The organism is Nitrosomonas sp. JL21, from assembly GCF_009833095.1.
GTDB lineage: Bacteria > Pseudomonadota > Gammaproteobacteria > Burkholderiales > Nitrosomonadaceae > Nitrosomonas.
Map to the genome: position 1 here is coordinate 1 of NZ_QRCB01000037.1, position 25,385 is coordinate 25,385.

Genomic DNA, 25,385 nt, shown 5'->3' on the forward strand with positions numbered 1-25,385 from the left:
TTGAAACTGGGTATGTAGGTGCTGCTTCAGCGGCTCGCAAACAGCCCCTTTGAGGGGCTCCAGCGATAAGCCTCCGGCTCTGCCGGAGGTAATTTAACTCGATCGGAACGCAGGAAAAAACTGGAGAAGTTCTTGAGCCAGCGTTCCGAATTCTGTCCTCTAATTTAATTAATACATTTCACATATGCTGTCGGACAATTTGCATTTAATCCACCTGCTTGAGTATTTTTTTGCTGGCTCTTGTTGAGAAATTGCAGTACCTTCCAGTAATGATCAGGGTCTCTGGTCCAGAAAATATAATTTGCTTTCAAGGTGTCTCTAGCAAAGGCAAATAGTTCGGAAACACTCGGCTCATATCCTTGTTTACCCCATTGAGTGGCTACATAGTTTTGATGCTGTACAGAAGGCATCAGGGGGATTGCGCCTGAGAGCTCAGGATAATAATGGTAGATTCCTTTAGGAGCTTTAGAGTACAACAAACCCGGATCTTCGAGGAATACATCTGGTCCACCCAATGCCGTTCCCATTTCTTTAAGCTCTCCTAGTAACGATTGAAGAATCGGACGAGGATAATTTACGAATTGATAGGCTACAGTATTTGGAAAATGAGCACGCATTTCCCGATTGATACTCAGTAAGTTTTTGTAGTAAGACTCGATTTGTTCCTGAGATAAAATTTCCATGGGATCACCCATTGAAGTTTCCGTAAAACCGATCGCTTCAAAGTGAGGATGCGAATTGTAACGTTTTCCCAGTGCTTGAACCAATGCAACCCAGCGATCATGAATCCGATTATTCCATAGCTTAGTTCCATAGCCCAGCGGCACACCTTTTCCATAGTTGCCAAAGGAATACGTACCTCCCTCATAAAGAGAAGTTTTCGCATAAGCAGGTACTGGCGAACCTGCTTCATCTGTACCCATTTCTTTTAATTCAAGAAGAACGACCAATCGTTTGTTTCTTTTTGCAAGCTCGGCAAGATGCTTATCAATAGGTGCAAAGTTATATATGCCTTCTTTAGGCTCGAGTTCTTTCCAACTATAACGGATTTGAAGACCCAATAACGCCTGAGTTGATTTGAGTTCACTGTAAACCTCCGACATATACCATTGTTTATTTTTCCCATGATCTAGGATGGTATAGTAATGACCCGGATGCCACTTAATTCCATCTCCTGTAGTTTGAGCCTTGGCTTGTTGCAAAGGAAACATGATGATTGCGATCATAAGCGAGAGTACAGTCAACATCGTAGAGATCTGTTTTGGACTGTCGATCTCTACAACATGTTGGTTAATAGTATGAAATCGCTCTATAGCAGAGAATTTCTTATTTTCAATTGATTTTATTGAGTTACTGCTGGATGCTCCTACCCTGGAAATCAGTAGGGCTTGAAAATTTACGTTCATATTTATTCCTCCTTATCATTTTAAGGACGGAACTGCGTAGATACGCATCAAGGGTATTTTGCTGAACCCGAGAATATTGGGTTGTGCGATTACTACTAGTTGCGTGATCTGGCAGTCCTGCCATCATAGGGTCTAGCCCGTTAGATCAGTGACTTTGCGTCCTCTGCTTTCGCAGAGTTTGCCTTTTTCGTACTGCAACAGAAGGTAAGCACAATCTGTGCCAATCTAAGATATGTGTTTTAAGTTCAACTAGTATCTATTAGTTAATCTGCGGGTACAATTCCCCGCCCCTTGGGGACGAAAGCTGGTTGAAAACCAGCATGTTGAAGGGCGCAGTTAATACCCCGCTGCTTGCGGCGGAGTGCTTTATTTAAAACATGACGTTTTTTGTCATTTAGCGGCAAAATTAAGAATTTAAAGACACCGTGATGCTTACGGTAAACTCATATTCTTCGATACAACAGAATAACTACGTGAACAAAACCATTTTGCTTTAACCAAACAACCTTCGCAAAAGCCGAAGCGATTCTTCTTTCGTCTACTTTGATTACAACATTATGTATCCATTTAAAGAGGGACGGCTCCACTAACCGCCCTAGGCATATGCCTCCTTACTTGATCAAGTCAATCCATTTCTGTGGAAGGCACAGTTGAACTGAACTGGTCTGAATTAGATAAGCATTTGTGAACTCAATCGGCGAACATTTAATTGCCAATGATGAACGACAAATCAATAAATGACATCGAATTTTTCTGGAGTTTTCAAAAAGGTGTTTGAGAAAATTCAATGGCTTGCCAGATTATACTTTCCTACTTATACCTGAAAGAAAATGAATTTTGTTTTAACCATCGTCGGAATAATCTCTATCATGAGCTTCTTAAACTCCTAGATTTGAGCTCACTTTGACTCCCCTAGACCCAAAATTTACGACAAAAAATCAAAGTGCCCCCTTACCCGCTGTATTAACATGATATGATTTTAGCGGAAACAAGAAAATGCTAAGCGTTCAGTCACCTTATCTTATGCGATATAGGCAATTGCAAGTGCTATATTCAACCAATATCTCGCGTTATCTTCAGGAATATCATGGCGAATCATAATTTTTTGAACACTCTGCATCCATTAACGATTACTCAAGCAGACAGCGTATCTTATTATTCACTTCCAGCACTGGAGAAAAATGGGATTGGAAAAATTTCTCGTTTACCCATATCGATCAGGATCATATTGGAATCGGTATTACGCAATTATGACAATAAAAAAATTACCGAAACTCATATTCGGCAATTAGCCAATTGGCAACCGACTGCTGCTCGGGTAGATGAAATACCTTTCGTAGTTTCGCGTATCATCCTGCAGGACTTCACTGGCGTACCACTGCTCGTAGACTTGGCTGCCATGCGCAGTGCAGCAGTCAGATTGGGCAAAAACCCCAAGCGGATCGAACCGCTGGTGCCTGTCGATCTTGTCGTTGATCATTCCATTCAAGTTGATCATTATGGAACCAAAGAAGCGCTTGAGCAGAATATGGAAATTGAATTTTCCCGAAATAACGAACGATATCAATTCATCAAATGGGGTATGCAGGCTTTTGATACGTTCAAAGTCATTCCGCCTGGAATAGGTATCGTGCATCAAGTCAACCTTGAATACCTCGCACGTGGCGTGCATCAAAAGAATGGAATCATTTTTCCGGACACTTTAGTTGGAACGGATTCACACACCACGATGATCAATAGTATCGGTGTCGTAGGCTGGGGTGTCGGGGGTATCGAAGCTGAGGCAGGCATGTTGGGACAGCCGGTCTATTTTCTCACCCCGGATGTTGTTGGCGTTCATTTGACGGGTCAGTTGCGAGAAGGAGTTACGGCTACCGATCTAGTACTAACGATCACCGAAATGTTGCGAAAGGCCAATGTCGTTGGAAAATTTGTAGAATTCTTTGGAGAAGGCACTTCTACTCTGGCACTACCCGATCGTGCCACTATTGCCAATATGGCTCCCGAATATGGTGCAACGATGGGTTTTTTCCCCGTTGATGATGTAACTATCGAATACTTCCAGGGTACAGGGCGAACTCCATCAGAAATTGACGCATTCCGAGCCTATTTCAAAGCCCAAGAAATGTATGGCATTCCTCAGAAAGGAGATATTGATTACACAACCGAGCTATCTCTGGATTTGAGTTCGGTTGTCCCATCGCTCGCAGGTCCCAAACGCCCTCAGGATCGTATCGAACTTTCGACAATCAAGACAAAATTCATCGAACTCTTCAACAAACCTGTGAAGGACAGCGGCTATGGCAAGCAAGACAATGATATTTATCAGCGCTACTTGACACGAAATACGCGCACACAAGATCCTGATGTTTGCACGGACATTGGTGCTCATACAATCGACGAAAATCGACAGTCAACTGTTGGTTCGATCAATACAGCCGAAGCTGACCATCAATCCTCTCCTCAACGGGAACCGGTGGACACAGAGCGTCGCATGGTTGCGCGTCATATCACTGAAATGACCAGCAATCACCCTACGCCTTCACCCGTTAAGGCGCCTGCCGATGAATTTGGTGCTTCCTCTATCGACTTGGGTCATGGCGATGTGTTGATCGCAGCTATTACCTCGTGCACCAATACTTCCAATCCGAGTGTTCTGCTCGCAGCAGGATTGTTGGCGAAGAAAGCAGTAGAGAAAGGATTATCCGTCAAACAGCATATCAAAACATCATTGGCACCCGGTTCGCGGGTAGTGACCGATTACTTAACGGTCACGGGATTGTTACCTTATCTTGAGCAATTAGGATTTGATTTGGTGGGTTACGGTTGCACGACTTGCATTGGCAATGCAGGGCCTCTGGCTGACCCAATTGAAGAAAGCATCGTAAAAAATGATCTGATATGCGCGGCCGTCTTATCGGGAAACCGCAATTTTGAAGCACGTATTCATTCGAATATCCGCGCTAATTTTCTGGCTTCCCCACCCTTGGTTGTTGCGTATGCGATCGCCGGCACAGTCCTCAAGGATTTGACCGCCGAGCCTCTTGGTACCGGCAAAAATAACCAACCTGTCTGGCTTAAAGATATCTGGCCGAGTAGCGCTGAAATTCATGCATTGATGAAATTCGCAACAAATGCGGATACTTTCCAACGGTTATATAGTAACCTCACCAAGAATCATCCGTTATGGAATAACGTGACGTCAGTCACCGGACAGACTTACAACTGGCCACCCTCTACCTATATTGCCGAACCGCCTTTTTTTGAGAATTTCTCACTGCAATCTGCAGCAATCAATTCTACTGAAGCGAATATAACGAATGCGTATGCACTGGGAATATTTGGTGATTCGGTAACTACGGATCATATTAGCCCTGCCGGTGCAATCAAAGAAACCTCGCCGGCTGGCCGATATCTCCTGGAGCATCATGTTTCCAAAGCCGATTTCAATAGCTATGGCGCCCGCCGCGGAAATCATGAGGTTATGATGCGCGGCACTTTCGCGAATGTACGCATCAAAAACCTGATGATTCCAGGCTCCGAAGGTGGAGTTACTGTCTATCAAAGCGGTACCGACGGAGAACCTGAACAAATGAGCATCTACGATGCTGCCATGAAATATCAATCTCATGGTATTGACACTATCGTGTTCGGCGGCAAAGAATATGGCACTGGTTCCAGTCGGGATTGGGCTGCCAAAGGAACCCAACTTCTAGGCGTCAAAGCCGTGATTGCTACCAGTTTTGAACGCATACACCGCAGTAATCTAATTGGCATGGGTGTATTACCCTTGCAATTTATGAATAATGACAGTATCGAATCGCTGAATATTACTGGAAATGAGCAGTTCGATGTCTTAGGACTAAAGGATATCCAACCTCAGAGAGAGGTTACTTTGATCGTCCGCAGAAAAGATGGAAACAGTGCATCCGTACAGCTTCTGTGTCGAATTGATACTGCTATCGAGGTCGATTACTACAAACACGGCGGTATTTTGCCGTATGTTCTGAGAGAACTGATGAATCATGAATAAATATAGCATTTATCCAGCTAATCAATGAATGTATTAGTTTATGAATTCATAGTCTTAATGAGATTTTGCAAATAGTCGTCGAATTCCTCCTTAAGCTCAGGGTGCTGGAGCGCAAATTCTACTGTGGCTTTCAAATAACCAGATTTGCTTCCACAATCGAAACGTTTGCCGTCAAACTCATAACCCAGTACTGATTCTTCCTTCAACAACTTAGCTATACCATCGGTCAGTTGAATCTCATTTCCAGCGCCGCGTTGGGTTTGTTCCAAGAGCTTGAATATCCGAGGCGTCAAAATATAGCGTCCTACGACCGCTAAGTTGGAAGGTGCTTTATCGATTGGCGGTTTCTCAACTATCGCATTGACTCTGAAAAGGCTCTCAGCTATCGGTGCGCTGTCAATGATGCCGTATCGATTGACGGTCTGGTGCGGCACTTGCTCAATTCCCAGAATTGAGCAGTGGTGTTGATTGTACATATCCACCATTTGATTCAGGCAAGTCCGCTCGCCCGCGTCAATCAAATCATCGGCCAGCAATACCGCAAACGGCTCATCTCCGACCACCGATTGTGCGCATAATACCGCATGCCCCAGACCCAGTGCTTCCGCCTGGCGGATATAAACACAATCCACATGCGGCGGTAAAATATTTCGAACGACATCCAGCATATCTTCCTTCTCACCGGCTTCCAAAATAGCTTCTAACTCGAAAGCCTTATCAAAGTGATCGGGAATGGAACTTTTATTGCGGCCAATAATGAAAATCAACACATCGATTCCAGCGGCTACCGCTTCTTCTGCAGCAAACTGAATCAGAGGCTTATCAACAATGGGAAGCATCTCTTTGGGGTTTGCCTTGGTGGCGGGCAAAAAGCGCGTCCCTAATCCTGCAACGGGAAAAACAGCTTTTCTTATTGGTTTCATGAATATAATTCTCCTCAATAGGGCAATCAGCCATTCATTATCGATCTTTAGCGTTTACTAAAAAATCAGATTAAATAGCTCAAAAATCAATTTTGATAGCCCGTCGGATTGGTATTTTGCCAACGCCAGCTATCGGCACACATATCTTTCAATTCAAGTTTTGCTTTCCAACCCAATAATTCCAGAGCTCGTTTTGGATCGGCATAACACGCAGCCACATCACCAGGGCGACGTGGAGCGATTTTATACGTAACAGCTCGCCCACTTGCTTCCTCGTATGCTCGCACTACTTCCATGACGCTATAACCTCGACCCGTTCCCAGATTCACTGTCAGGCAATCGCTCTGTTTCCCAGGCAATCCTTCCAAGGCTTCCAATGCCTTGAGGTGACCCAGCGCTAAATCAACCACATGGATATAATCTCGCACGCCAGTGCCATCTGAAGTAGGATAATCACCTCCCCACACACTCAGCGCTTCTCTACGTCCCACCGCGACTTGCGCCACGAACGGCATGAGATTGTTCGGAATTCCTTGAGGATCTTCACCAATCAAACCACTAGAATGTGCGCCGACTGGATTGAAATAACGCAATATGCTGATTCTGAAAGATTCATCGCTGCGTTGAAGATCTCTGAGAATCTCCTCAATCATCAGTTTGCTGCGTCCATACGGATTAGTGGCAGACAGCGGATGATCTTCAGTAAGTGGCAATCGCACCGGATCTCCGTACACTGTAGCTGAGGAGCTAAAAACAAGCGTTTTGACAGCGCACTCTTGCATTGCTTCCAATAGCCGCAGCGTCCCCGCTACATTATTATCATAATAGATAAGCGGCTTCTCAACCGATTCACCGACTGCTTTCAGGCCGGCAAAATGAATGATTGCTTTCGCTTTACTCTGCTGGAGCGCTGCTACCAACGCTGCGCGATCTCGACAATCACCCTTGATAAATTCTAGCTTCCGGCCAGTAATTTTCTGTACGCGACTTAACGCTTCAGGGCTACTATTGCAAAAATTATCGAATACTGTGACATCAAAACCTCCATTCAGTAGTTCAACGCAGGTATGCGATCCGATATAGCCTGCTCCGCCAGTAACAAAAATCATAGTAAGCCCCTAATTAAAAGAGATAACGTGGAGTCAGTTTACGTCAGTTAATGACGGCTCGCCATTTAGCCGTGAAAAAATTCCTGAAAACGCCTCAGAAATTGATCCAATGCGTTCATGGGCAAGTGATTGATACCTGCTGCTGCCTTGCGTCCGCCGCCGGTATCGAATTGCAAGCACAACTGATCAGCCCCTTGCGGATCGATAAGGGAAGCACGCACGCTGACGGTGTAATTACCGGCATGGTTGGGCGTCATCACAGCATGGGCGCGCCTTGGGTTGGAATTTGCCAATTTGTTCGCATAAATGCCACTGACTCGCCGTGCCCAAGGTGCATCCGGCAATACAAACGCCGCATGGCGCTCATCACTGGCAAGCGGTTGCAACGAGTCGGCTTGTGCCATGTCATCGTTATATCCACGGGCAAGTTTAGAAAAAGCCGAGGATTTATCTATGAATTCAAGTGGATTAATGTAAGGTTTGATTTCTGTATACAGTTCTGCCGGATGGAAATGCAGGTCTTCGAGATTGTCTCCATATCCGTTGTAGTTCAGATATTCACCCAGCTGAGTGAGACGCTGGATATCCGTCGCAGATATTCCGGCTGAATGAGCAAGTTGTTGGGCTTTCTGCGTCAGGTTATCACCAAAAGCGGCTGTGATCGCCCATAGGTGATATTTTCCCTGCAAATGTTGATCAACCAGTAAACTCGTGCACACATCTGCGGATACATCAATGTGAGCGGTGAGATTTCCATGCTGAGGTATTTCCCCAGCATGGTGATGATCAAAATATTCGATGATCGCTCCGCTCTCTAGCAAGCGAATCAATCCCTTGCGATTGCTATCCAGAGAAATATCGAGCACCGTGATTTGATCTCCGGCAGTTGCGTCCACCCGATCCAGTAATTTGATGTCGCGCTTGACGCCAGTAATCAACGTTGCAGGTTCAGAATGCGCAAGGGTCAACTGATGCAATGCACATACCCCATCCGCATCGCCATTAAAGACATAGAAAGTGTTCATAGCAGATTCGAGAAAATGGATCGTTTAGAAAGTGAAATATCGAATTATTCTAATGCACCAACCTGAGTCAAGTAATCAATGATTTGTTCCACCGCTTGCTCTGGCGCTTTCATGAGGGTATCGATACGGATTTCCGCATTCTCTGGCACTTCATAAGGGGAATCAATGCCGGTGAAGTTCTTGAGTTCACCACGCCGCATTTTTTTGTATAACCCTTTGGGATCACGCTCTTCCGCAATATGAATGGGAGTATCGATGTAGACTTCAAAGAATTCGCCATGCTCCACCAGTTCTCTGGCCATCCTGCGTTCTGAGCGGAAAGGTGAAATAAACGACACCAGTACGATCTGCCCCGCATCAACCATCAATTTGGCAACCTCAGCAATACGCCGAATGTTTTCAACCCGATCGGCATCGGTAAATCCCAGATCCTTGTTGAGCCCATGGCGCACATTGTCACCATCGAGCAAATAGGTGTGCTTACCCAGCGAGTAGAGTTTCTTTTCAACCAAATTGGCAACCGTCGATTTACCGCTGCCGGATAATCCAGTGAACCAGAGGATGAACGGTTTTTGTCCTTTAATCGCAGCGTGAGCCTGTTTATTGATGTTGATCGCCTGCCAATGAATATTCTGCGAGCGGCGTAAAGCAAAGTGCAACATCCCCGCCGCAACGGTATTATTGCTCAAACGGTCAATCATGATAAAACCGCCGGTATCACGATCTTCTTTGTAAGGATCAAAGGCAATCAAACGATCAGTGCTCACATTACAGACGCCAATTTCGTTCAACTCAAGTTTTGTCACTGCGACATGTTCAAGCGTATTCACATTGACCTTGTATTTCAGCACGGATACCGTCGCAGTTACCGTTCGGGTGCCAATTTTCATCAGATAGGGTCTACCCGGCAGCATCGGCTCATCAGCCATCCACACAATGGTCGTCTCAAACTGATCAGCCACGCTGGGCGGCGAATCAGTAGCAGCAAGAATATCTCCGCGGCTGATATCAATTTCATCGGCTAGGGTCAATGTAATCGACTGTCCGGACACTGCCTGCTCGAGATCTCCGTCGGCCGTGACAATGCGCGTAACCTGGCTTTCTCGCCCAGAAGGCAAGACACGCACTGAGTCACCTGGTTTGACAATACCACGTGCGATAATGCCGGAATAACCGCGGAAATCCAGATTCGGACGATTCACCCATTGCACCGGCATGCGAAAAACGCCGGCTTCTTCCTCGCCGTCATCGACCTGCACATTTTCCAAATATCCCATCAGCGTTTGCCCCTGATACCAAGGAGTATTCTCGCTCAGCGAAGTAATGTTATCGCCTTTCAGCGCAGACATGGGAATGGTCACGATATTCTGTAACCCTAATTCCTGTGCAAACTGCCGGTAATCCTTATCAATCTGTTGAAAAATTTCTTCGGAATATCCCACCATGTCGAGCTTATTGATCGCCAACACGACATGACGAATGCCAATCAATGAAACCAGATAACTGTGCCGTTTGGTTTGCGTCAGAACACCCTTGCGTGCGTCGATCAGAATGATCGCCACATCCGCAGTGGAAGCGCCCGTGATCATATTGCGGGTATATTGCTCGTGACCCGGTGTATCCGCCACGATGAACTTTCGCTTATCGGTTGAAAAGAAACGATAGGCCACATCAATGGTAATGCCTTGTTCACGCTCGGCTGAGAGACCGTCCACTAACAACGCGAAATCGAGATCACCAGCTTGCGTACCGACTTTCTTTGAATCGACTTCCAGTTGAGCCAATTGATCTTCAAACAGCATTTTTGACTCATACAACATGCGCCCAATGAGAGTACTTTTTCCGTCATCAACACTCCCGCAGGTAATAAAACGAAGCAGGCTTTTGTTTTCGTGCGTTTTTAAATAAAGTTCGATATCCTCAGCGATCAAATCCGATATATGTGCCATTAGAAATAACCCTCCTGTTTCTTTTTCTCCATCGAGCCTGCAGAATCATGGTCGATCAATCGACCTTGTCGTTCAGAGGTTTTCGTCAACAGCATTTCTTGAATGATGTCTATCAAAGAACTCGCTTCACTCTCAATTGCACCCGTCAACGGGTAACATCCCAAGGTACGGAATCGTACCTTTTTCATCATCGGTTGTTCGCCTTCTCGCATCGGGATGCGATCGTCATCGACCATGATCAGAGTGCCATCCCGCTCCACAACCGGGCGTTCCTTGGCGAAATAGAGCGGCACGATCGGGATATCGTTCAGGTAAATATATTGCCAGATGTCAAGCTCAGTCCAATTCGACAAAGGAAACACCCGCATGCTTTCGCCTTTATTCTTCCGCGTGTTGTATAACCGCCAAAGTTCGGGACGTTGCAATTTCGGATCCCAGCGGTGCTGCGCTGATCGGATTGAAAAAATCCGCTCCTTGGCACGCGATTTCTCCTCATCTCGGCGCGCGCCACCAAACGCTGCATCAAATCCATATTTATCAAGTGCCTGTTTCAGGCCTTCAGTTTTCCAAATATCGGTATGAACTGCAGAACCATGCGTGAATGGATTAATTCCCTTTTCGACACCCTGCGGATTGATATGCACAATCAAATCCAGCCCCAGCTTTTTTGCCATGACATCACGAAATTCAATCATTTCTCTGAACTTCCAGGTGGTATCTACATGCAACAACGGAAACGGCGGTTTCGAGGGATAAAAAGCTTTCATTGCAAGATGAAGCATCACAGCACTATCCTTACCGATAGAATACATCATGACCGGATGTTCGCACTCAGCGACTACTTCACGAATGATTTGAATACTTTCCGCTTCAAGGCGTTGTAAATGTGTCAACATTGTCAATAATTTCCTTAGCTTAACTATAAATTATGCAGCAAAGAACCATTTCGAATAGATGGGATTTTTGTTATCGGGGAATAAACGATGTTATTTCTACAATCTTTAATTTCTCTATCACGCTAACATGGATGAGGGAAAAAAAAGCAATCATAAGCCTATCGTAAGCTTATGAAACTCTACGGCTATTAAGTACATGAAATTGAATTTGATTCAAGTTTGTCAGTTAAGCAATGATACGAATCATCACTCAGAAGTTGGAAAATCACTTACAATTATTTCTATAAATCTATAAATGAAATTGATTTTTTGACCGTCACATGCGTCATTGTATCCCATAATAATCGTATTGTCAGTGCAGGAATACTTGTAATCAATGCTATTGACCAAAAATATTTACCTTACTCATTAAAAAGTATTTACAAGCCGCACTTTTTTCTTATCATCTCATCGACTATCCAATCTGCAACAACCTAAATCAGAACCATGCCAATTTTTGATAACCCCAATCAGATCATTCGTCCCGAAATTCTTGCGCTCGCGCCCTATCATGTTCAGCCGGCAACGGGCATGATCAAGCTAGATGCTATGGAGAATCCCTATCGTTTGCCCACTGCGTTATGTGACGAAATTGCGCGGTTAGCTGCCGACGCCCCTATCAACCGTTACCCTGATGCCAGCGCCGATGCGCTTAAATTCGCATTGCGTCAAGCGCTGGATATCCCTGACGAAATGGGTATTTTGTTAGGCAATGGTTCAGATGAAATCATTCAGATCATCGCCATGGCCGTTGCAAAACCAAACGCTATATTGATGAGTGTCGAGCCTGCATTTGTAATGTTTCGAATGATCGCTACATTTACCCATATACAGTACATGGGTGTACCGCTAAAGAATGATTTTTCCTTGGATTTAGAAGCCATGTTGCTTGCCATAGCAAGGTATCGGCCAGCCGTCATTTTTTTGGCATACCCCAACAACCCAACCGGCAATCTCTTCAATGCAGACGCAATACTCAGCGTCATTCAAGCATCTTCTGGTTTAGTCGTTATCGACGAAGCTTATCATGCATTTGCCGGAGCCAGTTTCATGGAGAAGTTGACTCATTTTCCTAATTTATTGGTCATGAGAACCCTATCAAAATTAGGATTGGCTGGTTTAAGATTGGGTTTATTGGTAGGCGGATCCGATTGGGTGATGCAATTTGAAAAGATGCGTTTACCCTATAATATTGGCATAATGACGCAATTGATTGCAGAAAAAGTACTGCAGCATACGAACGTATTATTGGAACAAGCAGAAACGATCAAGTCAGAGCGCTCAATCATGAGTACATTTCTCAGTGCAATGGAACAACTGGAAGTATTTCCTTCGGATGCCAATTTTATTTTATTCCGCGTCAATAAAGCCGATCAGATTTTTCAAGTACTAAAACAGCGAAATATTTTAATAAAAAAACTTGATGGCACGCATGCGTTATTAGAGAATTGCCTACGTGTCACTATCGGCACTCCAGATGAAAACCAACAATTTTGTACAGCATTGCATACCATACTCAATCATTAGCCAATTCCCCTCTTTCAATTTTAGTTTAAATCGTATCCTAAGAATGCCATGCGCCGCGCAGAAATAACCCGGAACACGCTTGAAACCCAGATCAGCATCCGTTTAAACTTAGATGGGACAGGCCATTCAGTATTGAACACAGGCGTTCCATTCCTTGATCATATGCTTGATCAAATCGCACGTCACGGTTTGATTGACCTGGAAATCACGGCAAAAGGCGATCTGCACATTGATGCGCATCATACTGTCGAAGACATCGGTATTACGCTAGGTCAAGCTGTCGCCAACGCTTTTGGCGATAAGAAAGGGCTGCGTCGCTATGGTCATGCTTATGTACCTTTGGATGAAGCATTATCTCGGGTAGTCATAGACTTATCAGGTCGCCCTGGACTCGTGTTTAACGTGGATTTTACCCGGGCACGGATTGGCGATTTTGATGTTGATCTTATCCATGAATTTTTCCAGGGATTCATCAATCACGCACTGGTAACCCTTCATATTGATAACTTGGCAGGAAGAAATGCACATCACCAGGCTGAGACCATTTTCAAGGCATTCGGACGGGCGCTGCGCATGGCTATTGAGCATGACCACGGCGCAGCCGGCATCATCCCTTCCACCAAAGGTACGCTATAAGTCACCTGTTCATTAAATTTATTGTATGACTGATATTGCAATCGTTGATTACGGAATGGGAAATCTCCGTTCTGTACAAAAAGCACTTGAACATGTTGCGCCAACCGCGTCGGTGAGGGTAACCAGCGACCCTGGCGTTGTGCAAAAAGCAGATCGAGTTGTGGTTCCAGGTCAAGGCGCCATGCGTAACTGCATGCATGAATTAGAAAGTCGCGGTCTGCGCGAAGCCGTCATTGATGCAGCCACTCACAAACCGTTTCTCGGCATCTGCATTGGCTTGCAAATGTTGTTCGAAGAAAGCGAAGAAGGAAATGCCGAGGGCTTAAACATTCTTCCCGGTAAGGTGGTGCATTTTCCTGCTTCTGCAATGGTAACCTCGGACGGACAAAAACTGAAAGTACCTCACATGGGATGGAATCAAGTCTATCAAACCCAAAAACATCCGCTCTGGGAAGGTATTCCGGCAGATGCACGCTTTTATTTCGTGCATAGTTATTTCGTTGAAGCTACTGATTCAACATCGATTGCCGCGCAGAGCAATTACCCCTTTTCATTTACTTGTGCTGTTGCAAAAGATAATATTTTCGCTGTACAGTTCCACCCAGAAAAAAGCCAACACGCAGGATTAACGTTATTACGTAATTTCGCCACATGGACACCCTATTTACAGAATTAATAACAACAAAATCAAATCTCATTAATCATTCATCAGCCCAGGTTAGTTATGCTAATTATTCCTGCAATTGATCTCAAGGATGGACATTGCGTCAGACTCAAACAGGGGGTTATGGAAGAGGCCACCGTGTTCTCCAAAGAACCCGGTGAAATGGCGCTGCATTGGCTAAGTCAAGGCGCGCGTCGGCTCCATCTTGTCGACCTAAATGGAGCATTTGCTGGAAAACCGCGGAATGAATCGGTCATTTGTGAAATTGTAAAAGCTGTCAATGATCAAATCCCGATTCAGCTTGGCGGTGGCATCCGCGATCTCGACACGATAGAGCGTTATCTGGATGACGGCATCAGCTACATTATCATAGGCACAGCCGCCATCAAAATACCCGGCTTTTTGCAAGATGCCTGCAATGCCTTTCCCGGTCAAATCTTCGTCGGATTGGATGCCAAGGACGGTAAAGTGGCGGTTGATGGCTGGTCAAAAGTAACGGGGCATGATGTCATTGATCTCGCTAAGAAATTTGAAGGATATGGCGTGGAAGCTATCATTTATACCGATATCGGCAGGGACGGCATGCTCACAGGCGTCAATGTTGAAGCTACAGTTCAATTAGCTAGAGAACTCACCATTCCGGTCATTGCCAGCGGTGGAATAACCAATATCGATGATATCCATAAATTATGCGAAATCGAGTCCGAAGGCATCATCGGCGCAATTACAGGGCGGGCCATTTATGAAGGTTCGCTCGACTTCAAAGAAGCGCAGGTACTGGCTGACAAAATCAGCGAAAACAATGGCGTTTCCTAATCGATAGATACTCCAGCCACTGCCCTGCCACTCGATATTTTTCTTCTATTCTCATAACCGGCTTTTAAATCTGATGAGCCTCGCTAAACGTATCATCCCATGCCTGGATGTCACCAATGGACGCGTCGTGAAGGGCGTTAATTTTGTTGAATTGCGGGATGCTGGCGACCCGGTGGAAATCTCGCGCCGCTACGATGAGCAAGGCGCTGATGAGCTCACATTCTTGGATATCACAGCCAGTTCGGATGATCGTGATCTGATTCTGCACATCATCGAAGATGTCGCCTCACAGGTATTTATTCCATTGACTGTCGGCGGTGGCGTACGCCAAGTTGACGACATCCGTCGATTGCTCAATGCAGGCGCCGATAAAGTCAGCATCAACACGTCGGCCGTGCTCAATCCACAATTGGTGGCAGACGCTTCCTATCACTATGGCTCTCAATGTATCGTGGTTGCCATCGATGCAAAGCAAGTTCCTTCGCCAGAACATGCGCCACGTTGGGAAGTGTTTACTCATGGCGGAAGGCAATCGACCGGTATTGATGCCATTGAATGGGCGAAAAAAATGCAATCCTTAGGCGCCGGCGAAATCTTACTGACGAGCATGGACCGGGACGGCACCCGGAATGGTTTTGATATCGCATTGACACACGCTGTCTCGGATGCGATCGACATTCCAGTGATCGCCAGCGGCGGCGTAGGCAATCTCGATCATCTGGTTGACGGCATTCTGCAAGGACATGCAGACGCTGTTTTAGCCGCCAGCATTTTTCATTATGGTGAATTTACCGTGCAGCAAGCCAAGCAGTATATGGCCCAGCATGGTATCGAAGTGCGATTATAATGTTAGAATGGTGCTGATATCATTAACCGATTTTCCCAACATTTAATCTGACAAACATATGCCTGCCGATACGTGGCTCAATAAAATCAACTGGTCTGAGGATGGATTGATACCAGTGATTGCTCAGGAATCGGAGAGCGGCAAGGTACTGATGTTTGCATGGATGAACAGAGAAGCATTGAAACTCACGGTTGAAAAAGGTGAAGCCGTCTACTGGTCACGCTCTCGCAAGAAACTGTGGCACAAAGGTGAAGAATCCGGCCACATCCAAAAAGTAAAGGATATTTATTTGGATTGTGATGAAGATGTTGTGCTTCTCGTCGTCGAGCAAATAGGCGGTATCGCCTGCCACACCGGCAGGCATCAATGTTTTTTTCAGAAACTGGAGGATCACGAATGGATTATCACAACTCCCGTCCTCAAGAATCCTGAGGATATCTATCATAAATGACTAATCCAATCATTCTCGACCGCTTGGCGAAGACTATCGAAGCCCGCAGACAGACAGAAACCCAGAATTCCTATGTGGCTAAATTGTTTCATGGCGGCCAAGACAAAATTCTCAAGAAAATTGCAGAAGAATCAGCTGAAATAATAATGGCATCGAAAGATGGCGATTCTGATCAAGTCATCTATGAAACTGCTGATTTGTGGTTTCATTGCTTGATACTGCTTTCTTATCATGGACTTACTCCAAATGATGTAATGCGGGAACTGGAGAGACGCGAAGGCATTTCGGGAATCGAAGAAAAATTGTCACGGACGACATAAGTTATGGACAACTGTATTTTTTGTAAGATTGTCAGAAAAGAACTTCCTTGCAATAAAATCTACGAGGATGAAGATCTGATGGCGTTTAACGATATCCATCCCGCCGCTCCTGTGCATTTTTTGTTGATCCCCAAGCTGCATATCGATTCGCTTGCTGAAATTCAAGATCATCACCAGAACCTGTTGGGTAAAATGCTATTATTAGCTCCAAGGCTAGCCAAGGAACAAGGATGTGACGACGGTTTCCGCACTATCATTAATACCGGACATGTGGGGGGACAGGAAGTACTTCATCTGCACTTCCACGTCATCGGTGGGCGTAAGCGTTTACCCGGAATGATCCATCATCAAGGCTAGGCACGTACTATTCCATTTAACAGGAGGAGGCAATGGGTACATTCAGCATTTGGCATTGGATCATCGTATTAGTGATCGTGGTTCTGGTATTCGGTACCAAAAAACTGCGTAATCTTGGCGGAGATCTCGGAAGCGCCATCAAAGGCTTCAAAGACGGTATGAAAGAATCTGAAACGGGCAATTCTGCACCATCTTCTTCGACGAATGAGCGCATTATCGATGCTCAAGCCAAGGTAGAAGATACACCTCATTTCAATGCTCATAGTGCATCCCCATCCAACAATGCGCATCATCAAAATACAGGATCTGATACAAAGGAAAAAACATCCCCCAAAATATAAGGTCACCCAGAGGATTTATTAATCACTGAGCGTGTATCTCCATCGATGAAGCCAACATCAACCCATAAGCCTTATGTTTGATATCAGTTTTATGGAAATCCTGGTCATCTCAATCGTTGCATTGATTGTGATTGGACCCGAACGGTTACCCGGCGTGGCCCGAACAGTCGGCCATCTGTATGCCCGCCTCCGTGGTTTTGTATATAGCGTCAGAACGGATATCCATAACGAAATGCGCATGGAAGAACTCAAGAAAATGCAATCGTCGGTTCATGATACCGTTCAATCCATTGAAGACTCAGTGCAACAAGAAGCCAATCAACTGAAAAATACAGTAATAGAATCTCCCTCTGACAGCAGTACTCAAAGTGATTCATCGGCACCTCGCACTCATCCAGAATCCCAACCATCGCCTGCACCAAGCGGGGAATCTTTCAATAGCGCAAAAGAGAAAGAAAAGAACTGATTGCTGATTGGCTGTTCGTGTATGATCCATTGATTCACATTCAATCTTACTGCCATTATATCGGTCATCATGCTTGAAGGTTCATTTCTATCGCATTTGGTGGAATTACGCGTGCGCCTGATACGCGCACTGAGCGTACTTTTGTTGGGATTTCTTCCTTGTGCCTTTTATGCCCGTGAATTGTATACCCTGTTGGCGCAACCGCTGCTCGAGAAATTGCCGCAAGGCGGTCAGATGATCGCAACCGATGTAGCCACGCCGTTCTTTGTACCAATGAAAGTCGCGATGATGATGGCCTTTGTCATCACCTTGCCCCATACGTTGTACCAAATCTGGTCATTTATTGCACCCGGGCTGTATACGCATGAAAAACGCTTTGCGCTCCCCTTGGTCATCGGTAGCAGCATTTTGTTTTTCTTCGGTATGGCTTTTGCCTATTTTGCTGCCCTACCGCTAGTTTTCGAATTCATCACCTATTTTGCCCCGGAAGGTGTGGCCGTGATGACTGACATCGGAAAATACCTGAGCTTTGTGTTATCGATGTTCATGGCATTCGGCGTTACTTTTGAAGTACCGGTATTCGTCATCATTCTCGTCAGAACCGGCGCTATCACGATTGAAAAGCTCAAGGAAATTCGCCCGTACGTAATTGTCGGTGCATTTGTCATCGCTGCAATCTTCACCCCCCCCGATGTGGTCTCTCAATTCATGCTCGCAGTGCCTTTATGCCTGTTGTATGAACTGGGCATTTTTATTGCCGCCTTGATGATCAAACCTCGCCATCCGGCGTTGGTTTCCGATCCATTGGCACCCTCCGGCAACAGCCAGACTGATAAAACTCATACTCAGAAAAAACCGGTAGATGACGATAAGTCCTCATAGCAGCCTAACATAACGATAACGTGCTGGTTGAAACCTACCGACCGTGCCCTCATCTAAAATGGAAAGGTTATTTTAACGGGTCGATATTTCGAAGGAGAGCAAGCGTCATGTGTCATACTCAATTCCGCATTGATTCTGCATGGATGATTTTCAGTGCAATCATTCTCGCCATTGTCGTTCCCTGCACCGCACGGGCACAATCGTCGACCGATTTGAATCAACGCTCTCTAGAATCGCAACCACTGGCAACCCAATCTCAGCCTGAAGAAATGGTCGATCAGCCCAGACCGTCGAGAAAAATCCAGCGTATCGGCACTGCTCTGGGAACTCCACCCGGCAGTGTCAGCATAAAAAGCACTGATGCCGGCCCAGCCTATCGGCGCCCTTCCAGATCGACATGCAGTAACTGCGGTATTATCGATTCCATCAATAAAATCAATTTGAATGCCATTGCAAGCGGTGTAGTCGCCGGAACGATCGCCAGGGAAGTAATTCGTCAGGCACCGCATCAAGCATATACGTATCCCCATCAATCTGGGTCTCCCTATGGAGGCTACCCTTCCACGGGCGTCATACCTGGGCATCAGGGCCCAAACCATTCCGGTCAGTATCAGGTGGGCGTAACCATGCCTGATGGCAGTCAATCGATTATCGTGGTTCCTGATGTTTCGCATCTCCAGCACGGAGACAGGGTTCAACTGATCGACGGTGCCATTGTGCTCGATCGCCAGCAATAACGGGAGCAGCTAATTGCTCATGAATTAACGCTGACTTACCAAAATCCCATGATCTCAGAAACATCTGTAAATAGACATATCGAATTACCCATCGAAGGTATGACCTGCGCTGCCTGTGCGGTGCGGATCGAGAAAAACCTGAACAAACTCTCCGGCGTTCAAGCATCGGTCAACTTTGCCAATGAAAAAGCCCACATCGATTTTGACGAAAATCTGGCTGATGCGGATGCACTGATTAAAACCGTTGAGAAAGCCGGCTTCCACGTTGCATCGCGATCAGTGCGCCTGCAACTGCGCAACATGACCTGCGCAGCTTGCGCTGATCATATTGAGAAAGCATTGCATAAATTACCAGGTGTCTCAGCCGCGGTAAATGTCGCCACTGAAACCGCCAAAGTCAATTTTACCCCCGGGTTGGTCACAGTCGATCAATTGATCAAGGCAGTCGTCGCTGCCGGTTATGATGCTACTAAAATCAATGAATCCAGTCATAACGAAGATAAATTGCGCCGGCAAGCGGCTTACCAAACTGAATTGCGGCTTTTCTGGATTTCGGCGCTGCTTACTCTACCATTGGTGCTGCAGATGGGCGGCATGTTCTTTGGTCATGACATGAATATGCTACCTCAGTGGCTGCAATGGTTGCTGGCCACGCCGGTGCAATTCTGGATCGGACGGCGCTTTTATGTCGGAGCGTGGCATTCGCTGCGCGGTGGCGGCGCCAATATGGATGTTCTGGTGGTGCTGGGTACCAGCATGGCTTATTTTTTCAGCGCCGTGGTTACCCTATTTGCGCTTGACCAGCATGTGTATTTCGAAGCCAGCGCAGCCATTATCACGCTGGTTTTAATGGGCAAATTAATGGAAGCGCGCGCCAAAGGAAAAACATCGGAAGCCATTGAGGCGCTAATCCGATTACAACCAAAAACAGCACGGATCGAGAAAAATGGCGAAATCATTGAAGTGCCCGCTGCCAATCTGCAAGTCGGCGATATTTTTATCGTCCGTCCTGGTGAGAGTCTGCCTGTAGACGGCACCGTCGTTGAAGGATCTTCCAGCATCGATGAATCCATGCTCACCGGAGAAAGCTTACCGGTCAGTAAACAAACAGGCGCGCACGTGTTTGCCGCTACGGTCAATCAACAGGGGTTGCTCAAATGCCGTGCCACCAGCGTCGGGGCTCATACTCAGCTTGCCGCCATTATCCATCTGGTTGAAGAAGCGCAAGGTTCGAAAGCCCCGATCCAGCGCTCGGCTGATACCATTTCGGGAATTTTTGTTCCCATTGTGGTGCTGATCAGTTTGCTGACCCTGGGGACCACATGGTGGCTTACTGAAGAATTTGTCGCTGCGCTCACCAATGCCGTAGCAGTGTTGGTCATTGCCTGCCCCTGCGCGCTCGGACTTGCTACGCCAACGGCCATCATGGTCGGCACAGGGCGCGGCGCGCAGGCAGGCATATTGGTCAAGAATGCGGCCGCCCTGGAGCATGCTGAAAAGATTCAAACGCTCATTGTCGACAAAACCGGTACCTTAACCGAAGGTAAACCGGAAGTCGTAGATATAGTGCCGGTTTCTTCCGGAAGCGGGAATGAGGTATTGCAGATCGCCGCATCCCTGGAGCAGGGTTCTGAGCATCCACTGGCACGGGCGGTGCTGGACAGCGCGAAAAGATTGCATCTTACCCTTCAACCGATCACGGATTTCTCAGCTGTTACTGGCAGCGGTATTACGGCACGCATGCAGGGCATCGAGTACTTCCTGGGCTCGCCACGATATCTCGCCGAACAAGGTGGGGCATTGGATGAACAGCACATCACCGCCTTACAGGCTGAAGGAAAAACTGTCATCAGTGTCGCTTCACGCAACGATCGCACGCTCCAGATTCTGGGCTATCTGGCCATTGCAGATCGTTTGCGCGATACTTCACTCAAGGCAATTCAACGTCTGCAATCGATGAATATCGACATTGTCATGCTGACCGGAGATAACGCCGTCACCGCCGCAGCGATCGCCAAACGCACCGGCATCACTGATTATCACGCCGAAGTGCTGCCTCAGGATAAAGCTGCGGAAGTCACTAAGATGAAAGCCGACGGCCAGGTCATCGCCATGGTGGGTGATGGCATCAACGATGCCCCTGCTCTGGCTGCCGCGGATGTCAGTTTTGCCATTGGGGCTGGCTCCGATGTAGCTATCGAAACGGCCGACGTTACTTTGATACGGAATGATTTAATGAGCGTTGCCGATGCGATTTCGTTGTCACGCGCCACACTCAAAAAGATCCGCCAGAATTTATTCTTTGCATTTATCTACAACACATTGGGTATTCCGCTGGCAGCCATCGGCATGCTCAATCCAGTCATCGCCGGCGCCGCCATGGCGATGAGTTCAGTATCGGTGGTCACTAATTCATTGTTGCTGAAGCGCTGGCAACCCAACCCTTCATCAAAACATTTAGAGGAAAAAACATGATCCAACAATCAATCATTAGCATAAAAGGCATGACTTGCATGGGATGCGTCAACAGCGTTAAAAACGTCCTGAAAAACTTACCCGGCATCACGGCAATGGACGTTACTTTGGAGCCGGCTCAAGCCACGGTTCAGTATGATTCCGCCACGATCAGTCTGGATCGTCTGAAAGAAGCGATACTTGACGCTGGTTTTGAAGTAGCTGATTAATTCGCGGTAGGTTGAGTCAAATCATGCGGCCATACGAGTCTTCGAATCTGACGATATCGTCTTCGCCCAGATAGGCACCTGATTGCACCTCAATCAGATGCAAGGGAATTTTTCCTGGATTTTCGAGGCGATGAGGCTTGCCCAACGGAATATACGTCGATTGATTTTCTGCAAACAGCATCTCTTTATCTTCTACCGTCACTTTGGCAGTACCGCTCACCACCACCCAGTGCTCGGCCCGGTGATGATGCATTTGCAATGACAGTTTTTCTCCGGGCTTGACCATGATCCGTTTCACTTGAAAGCGCTCTCCACGGTCAATCCCTTCATACCAACCCCAGGGCCGATGAATGCGCAAATGTTCCAAGTGCTCCTTGCGCTGATTGGCCTCGAGCTGTTGTATCGCTGTCTTGAGTTGCTGAGTCTTGCTCTTGTGCATCACTAGCACCGCATCGGCGGTTTCGATCACGATCACATCGTCCAGTCCGATCACCGATACCAAACGGTTTTCGGCGCGTATGTAGCTCCGTTGGGTATCCATGACATGCGCATCGCCACTGGTGAAATTACCGCGATCATCTTTGGGCGCAATTTGCCAGAGCGAATCCCATGATCCGACATCACTCCACCCAAATCGGGCAGGGATCACCAACGCACGTTCGGTGACTTGCATAATAGCGTAATCGATAGAATCTGACGGGCAAGCCAGGAATGCATCATTATCGGGACGAATAAAACCCAGATCGGTGACTCTTTTTTGCCAGGCTTCCTGGACAGTGGAAAAAATATCCGGCTGGTGTCGCTGCAGTTCCTGCAAGTAGCTATTGGCGGTAAAAACGAATATACCGCTATTCCATAGATAACCACCATCCTGCAAGTATGCCGCAGCCGTTTCACGATCCGGCTTCTCGAAAAAAGACTGAACGTGATGAGCGGATAATGAAGTGGCAGGAGTCGCAGCGCATTCAATCGCATCGCCGATTTTTATATACCCATAACCTGTTTCTGGTCCCGACGGCGTAATGCCAAAAGTAACCAGATAGTCTTCCAACGCTCCCGCCACTGCAGTTTCAACTGCTTCGGCAAAGGCCGCCTGATTATCAATGACGTGATCTGCCGGCAATACCAGCATCATGGCATTTTCGTCTTTCTGGAACAGATGAAACGCAGCCAGTGCAATCGCGGGCGCCGTATTGCGTCCGATCGACTCGAGATAGATCGCCTCCGGCTTGATATGTATGGTTTCGCATTGCTCTTGGGTCAAGAACCGATGTTCTGAATTACAGACAAGGATGGGTGCCTGCGCATTGGGTAATGCGGCTGCTCGGGCTAATGTCGCTTGCAGCATGGTTTGTTCGCCAACCAGCGGTAACAATTGTTTGGGATAGTTGGCACGGGACAGCGGCCATAACCGGGTGCCGCTTCCCCCGGAAAGTATGATGGGATGAATGGTTGAATGCATGTTCTCAGCGTTATCCAGGAATGTTGATGAAAATCGAAATGGCAATCTGTTCATGTTTTCCGACAAAACATGTTAAACCGATTCAACACTACTTTCCAGCCTGAGCACATCACTATCAGTCATGGTGATTTCCAGCCTGGAGTATATTTTCTGGCCTCCATTCCATGAATTTCATATCGCTTTGATTGAATCGAATGTTTGGAATAGTTTGGCACTGCCAGTTAGAAACACTGTGTGGGCGGCTATGAAGTTTGGTCTGCGACAATTTGCCGCATTCCCAGCACCTTAAAATCGATACATACTAAAAAATGATACATGCTTCGATCACTCCTTTCATCCCGACTAAAACCAAACTGCGCAATTTTCAAAATTGAAATTTTCAGGAAAGCTCAAAAAATACGAATTCCAGTCTGGCGCAGCGAAATCGGGCAGAAAAATGCAGATCTATGAGCGTTCATGAGCATGTAGAGTCTGATTTCAGTGCCGCATGAATGCGCGCAATTTTCAGAATTTCCTGAGTCGCACGGCCTACCGTGGACTCTGTATCCGTCATTGGAGATTAACACTATGTTGACCATACATTCCCGATTGATCAATGCTTTGATCACCCAAGCATTGAATTTTCATCCGATTGAGACCTGTGGCATCATCGCCGGCCCGGTGGGTTCAAATCTGCCGCTGCGACTCATTTCGATGCACAAGGAAACACAACCAGGATCTTTCCCCAAGCTCAACCCACAACGCCAATTGCAGGTATGGAAAGAAATGAACGAGCGAGGTGAAGAACCCATCGTTATTTTCTTTTCGCATCCCCATTGCCAGGCTTACCCAACGCATGCTGAGGTCGAATCCGCTATTGCACCTCAGTCTCACTATCTGATTGTTTCAACAGAATCGCTCAATTGCGATGAGCTTCGCAGCTTCCGGATCATCGACCGGATAGTGATTGAAGAAAGAATTCAGATCGTTCATCGATATGAACCTGAATTGGAATTGCAGATGGTGGCTTGATCTAACCTTCCGCCCTATTCCGGACACACCGTCAATTATCAACCACACGCGGGAGAAACTCTGAAAAAGCAAATCCTTCTACAGCAAACTACTTTCTGTTGAGTCCGTAACATCTGTAACGCATCGACCCCGGGATAAGTTCAGATCGATTTATCCTTCTCGAGCGGGAATCCGGCCTCGCGCCATGCTCGAATCCCGCCATCCATGGATAACACATGGGTATAACCCATTTGCTGAAGCGCATCTGCGACCAAGGCCGAGCGGAATCCTCCTCCGCAATACAGCACGATGGTTGCCTGTTTATCGGGTATCACGGTCTCAATATCACGTTCAATGATACCTTTTCCCAGATGGCACGCACCGGCCGCATGGTCTACCCAGAATTCATGATCTTCCCGCACATCAATAAAATGAAACTGTTCTTTATTTCTCAATTTTTCTTGCACATCGTTCACGGAACACTCTTTGATACGTTGTTTGGCTTGTTCCACCAGTTCCAAGAATCGTGGATTGTGCTGCATGCTTTTACCCCTCTCAAATTCGCTAATCTTTTATGTTTAAACCGATCCAATGATTGTTTTTCCCACCTCTTCACCCAGTCGGCAAGTCTGGAATGTCATTTTGACTGTAACAAAGAACATCACAGTGGTCAAAATCCTCTTTGCACACGTAATCATGATGTGAACAAGCAACTTTCTGATGCATTCCATTCATTTTTCCTCGCTTTGACTTCACTACAGATCTTTGCTACTTTTCTGCCGACAGTTAAGGTATTTGCACCCTGCCCTAAAAAATGAGGTATCG

General features: G+C 46.6%; 24 protein-coding genes, 1 pseudogene and 1 riboswitch. Of the genes and pseudogenes, 17 read left to right on the top strand and 8 right to left on the bottom strand.

Annotation, left to right across the window (positions count from 1 at the left end):
• Nucleotides 1-164 precede the first annotated feature (164 nt).
• On the bottom strand, nt 165-1,406 hold the full coding sequence (locus tag ABF87_RS11265; RefSeq protein ID WP_160829221.1) for a glycoside hydrolase: 1,242 nt from the start codon (nt 1,404-1,406) through the stop codon (nt 165-167).
• Between the two features lie 107 nt (nt 1,407-1,513).
• Nucleotides 1,514-1,599: riboswitch (cyclic di-GMP riboswitch) on the bottom strand.
• A gap of 540 nt (nt 1,600-2,139) precedes the next feature.
• Between ABF87_RS11265 and ABF87_RS15100 the strand changes: the two are divergent.
• Nucleotides 2,140-2,313, top strand: a pseudogene (locus tag ABF87_RS15100) (IS1595 family transposase); the annotation flags it as partial.
• A gap of 180 nt (nt 2,314-2,493) precedes the next feature.
• Complete coding sequence (locus tag ABF87_RS11270) at nt 2,494-5,439, top strand: aconitate hydratase (protein WP_160829222.1); 2,946 nt, start codon at nt 2,494-2,496, stop codon at nt 5,437-5,439.
• A gap of 38 nt (nt 5,440-5,477) precedes the next feature.
• On the opposite strand, the gene galU is transcribed toward ABF87_RS11270, so the two are convergent.
• From galU to cysD, 5 genes are all read right to left on the bottom strand, one after another.
• On the bottom strand, nt 5,478-6,362 hold the full coding sequence (gene galU, locus ABF87_RS11275) for a UTP--glucose-1-phosphate uridylyltransferase GalU (RefSeq protein ID WP_160829223.1): 885 nt from the start codon (nt 6,360-6,362) through the stop codon (nt 5,478-5,480).
• An 86-nt stretch (nt 6,363-6,448) separates the two neighbouring features.
• Nucleotides 6,449-7,471, bottom strand: a complete 1,023-nt coding sequence (gene galE, locus ABF87_RS11280) for a UDP-glucose 4-epimerase GalE (RefSeq protein WP_160829224.1) — start codon at nt 7,469-7,471, stop codon at nt 6,449-6,451.
• A gap of 65 nt (nt 7,472-7,536) precedes the next feature.
• On the bottom strand, nt 7,537-8,496 hold the full coding sequence (locus ABF87_RS11285; protein ID WP_160829225.1) for a DHH family phosphoesterase: 960 nt from the start codon (nt 8,494-8,496) through the stop codon (nt 7,537-7,539).
• 44 nt (nt 8,497-8,540) lie between these two features.
• Entirely contained in the window at nt 8,541-10,445 is a 1,905-nt protein-coding gene (cysN, locus tag ABF87_RS11290) for a sulfate adenylyltransferase subunit CysN (RefSeq protein WP_160829226.1), read from the bottom strand.
• Nucleotides 10,445-11,341 carry a sulfate adenylyltransferase subunit CysD gene (cysD, locus tag ABF87_RS11295; RefSeq protein ID WP_160829227.1) on the bottom strand — a complete coding sequence of 299 codons (897 nt, stop codon included), beginning with the start codon at nt 11,339-11,341 and terminating at the stop codon, nt 10,445-10,447. Before cysD ends, cysN begins: the two co-directional genes overlap by 1 nt.
• A 486-nt stretch (nt 11,342-11,827) precedes the next feature.
• Here cysD and hisC point away from each other — a divergent pair, with 486 nt between their 5' ends.
• From hisC to ABF87_RS11365, 14 genes are all read left to right on the top strand, one after another.
• Complete coding sequence (gene hisC, locus ABF87_RS11300) at nt 11,828-12,907, top strand: histidinol-phosphate transaminase (protein WP_160829228.1); 1,080 nt, start codon at nt 11,828-11,830, stop codon at nt 12,905-12,907.
• 48 nt (nt 12,908-12,955) lie between these two features.
• Entirely contained in the window at nt 12,956-13,543 is a 588-nt protein-coding gene (hisB, locus tag ABF87_RS11305; protein ID WP_160829229.1) for an imidazoleglycerol-phosphate dehydratase HisB, read from the top strand.
• 25 nt (nt 13,544-13,568) lie between these two features.
• The gene (hisH, locus tag ABF87_RS11310; protein ID WP_160829230.1) at nt 13,569-14,219 is read left to right on the top strand and encodes an imidazole glycerol phosphate synthase subunit HisH; all 651 of its coding nucleotides are present in this window, start codon (nt 13,569-13,571) and stop codon (nt 14,217-14,219) included.
• A 48-nt stretch (nt 14,220-14,267) separates the two neighbouring features.
• Complete coding sequence (gene hisA / locus ABF87_RS11315) at nt 14,268-15,023, top strand: 1-(5-phosphoribosyl)-5-[(5-phosphoribosylamino)methylideneamino]imidazole-4-carboxamide isomerase (RefSeq protein WP_160829231.1); 756 nt, start codon at nt 14,268-14,270, stop codon at nt 15,021-15,023.
• Nucleotides 15,024-15,096: 73 nt separating this feature from the next.
• Nucleotides 15,097-15,870 (top strand): imidazole glycerol phosphate synthase subunit HisF, encoded by a 774-nt coding sequence (gene hisF / locus ABF87_RS11320; protein WP_160829232.1) that lies wholly within the window; start codon nt 15,097-15,099, stop codon nt 15,868-15,870.
• A 58-nt stretch (nt 15,871-15,928) separates the two neighbouring features.
• Entirely contained in the window at nt 15,929-16,321 is a 393-nt protein-coding gene (hisI, locus tag ABF87_RS11325; RefSeq protein ID WP_160829233.1) for a phosphoribosyl-AMP cyclohydrolase, read from the top strand.
• Complete coding sequence (locus ABF87_RS11330; protein ID WP_160829234.1) at nt 16,318-16,641, top strand: phosphoribosyl-ATP diphosphatase; 324 nt, start codon at nt 16,318-16,320, stop codon at nt 16,639-16,641. Before hisI ends, ABF87_RS11330 begins: the two co-directional genes overlap by 4 nt.
• A 3-nt stretch (nt 16,642-16,644) precedes the next feature.
• A complete protein-coding gene (locus ABF87_RS11335; protein ID WP_160829235.1) occupies nt 16,645-16,998 on the top strand; it encodes a histidine triad nucleotide-binding protein in 354 nt (117 codons plus the stop codon).
• A 32-nt stretch (nt 16,999-17,030) separates the two neighbouring features.
• Nucleotides 17,031-17,339: a Sec-independent protein translocase subunit TatA gene (tatA, locus tag ABF87_RS15330; protein ID WP_160829236.1), complete on the top strand. Its 309-nt coding sequence runs from the start codon at nt 17,031-17,033 to the stop codon at nt 17,337-17,339.
• Nucleotides 17,340-17,412: 73 nt separating this feature from the next.
• The gene (tatB, locus tag ABF87_RS11345) at nt 17,413-17,805 is read left to right on the top strand and encodes a Sec-independent protein translocase protein TatB (protein ID WP_160829237.1); all 393 of its coding nucleotides are present in this window, start codon (nt 17,413-17,415) and stop codon (nt 17,803-17,805) included.
• Between the two features lie 69 nt (nt 17,806-17,874).
• Nucleotides 17,875-18,687 carry a twin-arginine translocase subunit TatC gene (gene tatC / locus ABF87_RS11350; protein ID WP_160829238.1) on the top strand — a complete coding sequence of 271 codons (813 nt, stop codon included), beginning with the start codon at nt 17,875-17,877 and terminating at the stop codon, nt 18,685-18,687.
• A gap of 107 nt (nt 18,688-18,794) precedes the next feature.
• Nucleotides 18,795-19,424 (top strand): hypothetical protein, encoded by a 630-nt coding sequence (locus ABF87_RS11355; protein WP_160829239.1) that lies wholly within the window; start codon nt 18,795-18,797, stop codon nt 19,422-19,424.
• A gap of 48 nt (nt 19,425-19,472) precedes the next feature.
• Nucleotides 19,473-21,899 (top strand): copper-translocating P-type ATPase, encoded by a 2,427-nt coding sequence (locus ABF87_RS11360; protein ID WP_160829240.1) that lies wholly within the window; start codon nt 19,473-19,475, stop codon nt 21,897-21,899.
• Nucleotides 21,896-22,108 (top strand): heavy-metal-associated domain-containing protein, encoded by a 213-nt coding sequence (locus tag ABF87_RS11365; RefSeq protein ID WP_240143650.1) that lies wholly within the window; start codon nt 21,896-21,898, stop codon nt 22,106-22,108. The genes ABF87_RS11360 and ABF87_RS11365 overlap by 4 nt, the downstream gene beginning before the upstream one ends.
• 16 nt (nt 22,109-22,124) lie before the next feature.
• Here the strand turns inward: ABF87_RS11365 and ABF87_RS11370 are convergent, their stop codons facing one another.
• A complete protein-coding gene (locus ABF87_RS11370) occupies nt 22,125-23,570 on the bottom strand; it encodes a mannose-1-phosphate guanylyltransferase/mannose-6-phosphate isomerase (RefSeq protein ID WP_160829241.1) in 1,446 nt (481 codons plus the stop codon).
• A 567-nt stretch (nt 23,571-24,137) separates the two neighbouring features.
• Here ABF87_RS11370 and ABF87_RS11375 point away from each other — a divergent pair.
• Nucleotides 24,138-24,581: a Mov34/MPN/PAD-1 family protein gene (locus tag ABF87_RS11375; RefSeq protein ID WP_160829242.1), complete on the top strand. Its 444-nt coding sequence runs from the start codon at nt 24,138-24,140 to the stop codon at nt 24,579-24,581.
• 140 nt (nt 24,582-24,721) lie between these two features.
• On the opposite strand, the gene ABF87_RS11380 is transcribed toward ABF87_RS11375, so the two are convergent.
• On the bottom strand, nt 24,722-25,102 hold the full coding sequence (locus tag ABF87_RS11380) for a rhodanese-like domain-containing protein (protein WP_160829243.1): 381 nt from the start codon (nt 25,100-25,102) through the stop codon (nt 24,722-24,724).
• Nucleotides 25,103-25,385: the final 283 nt, after the last annotated feature.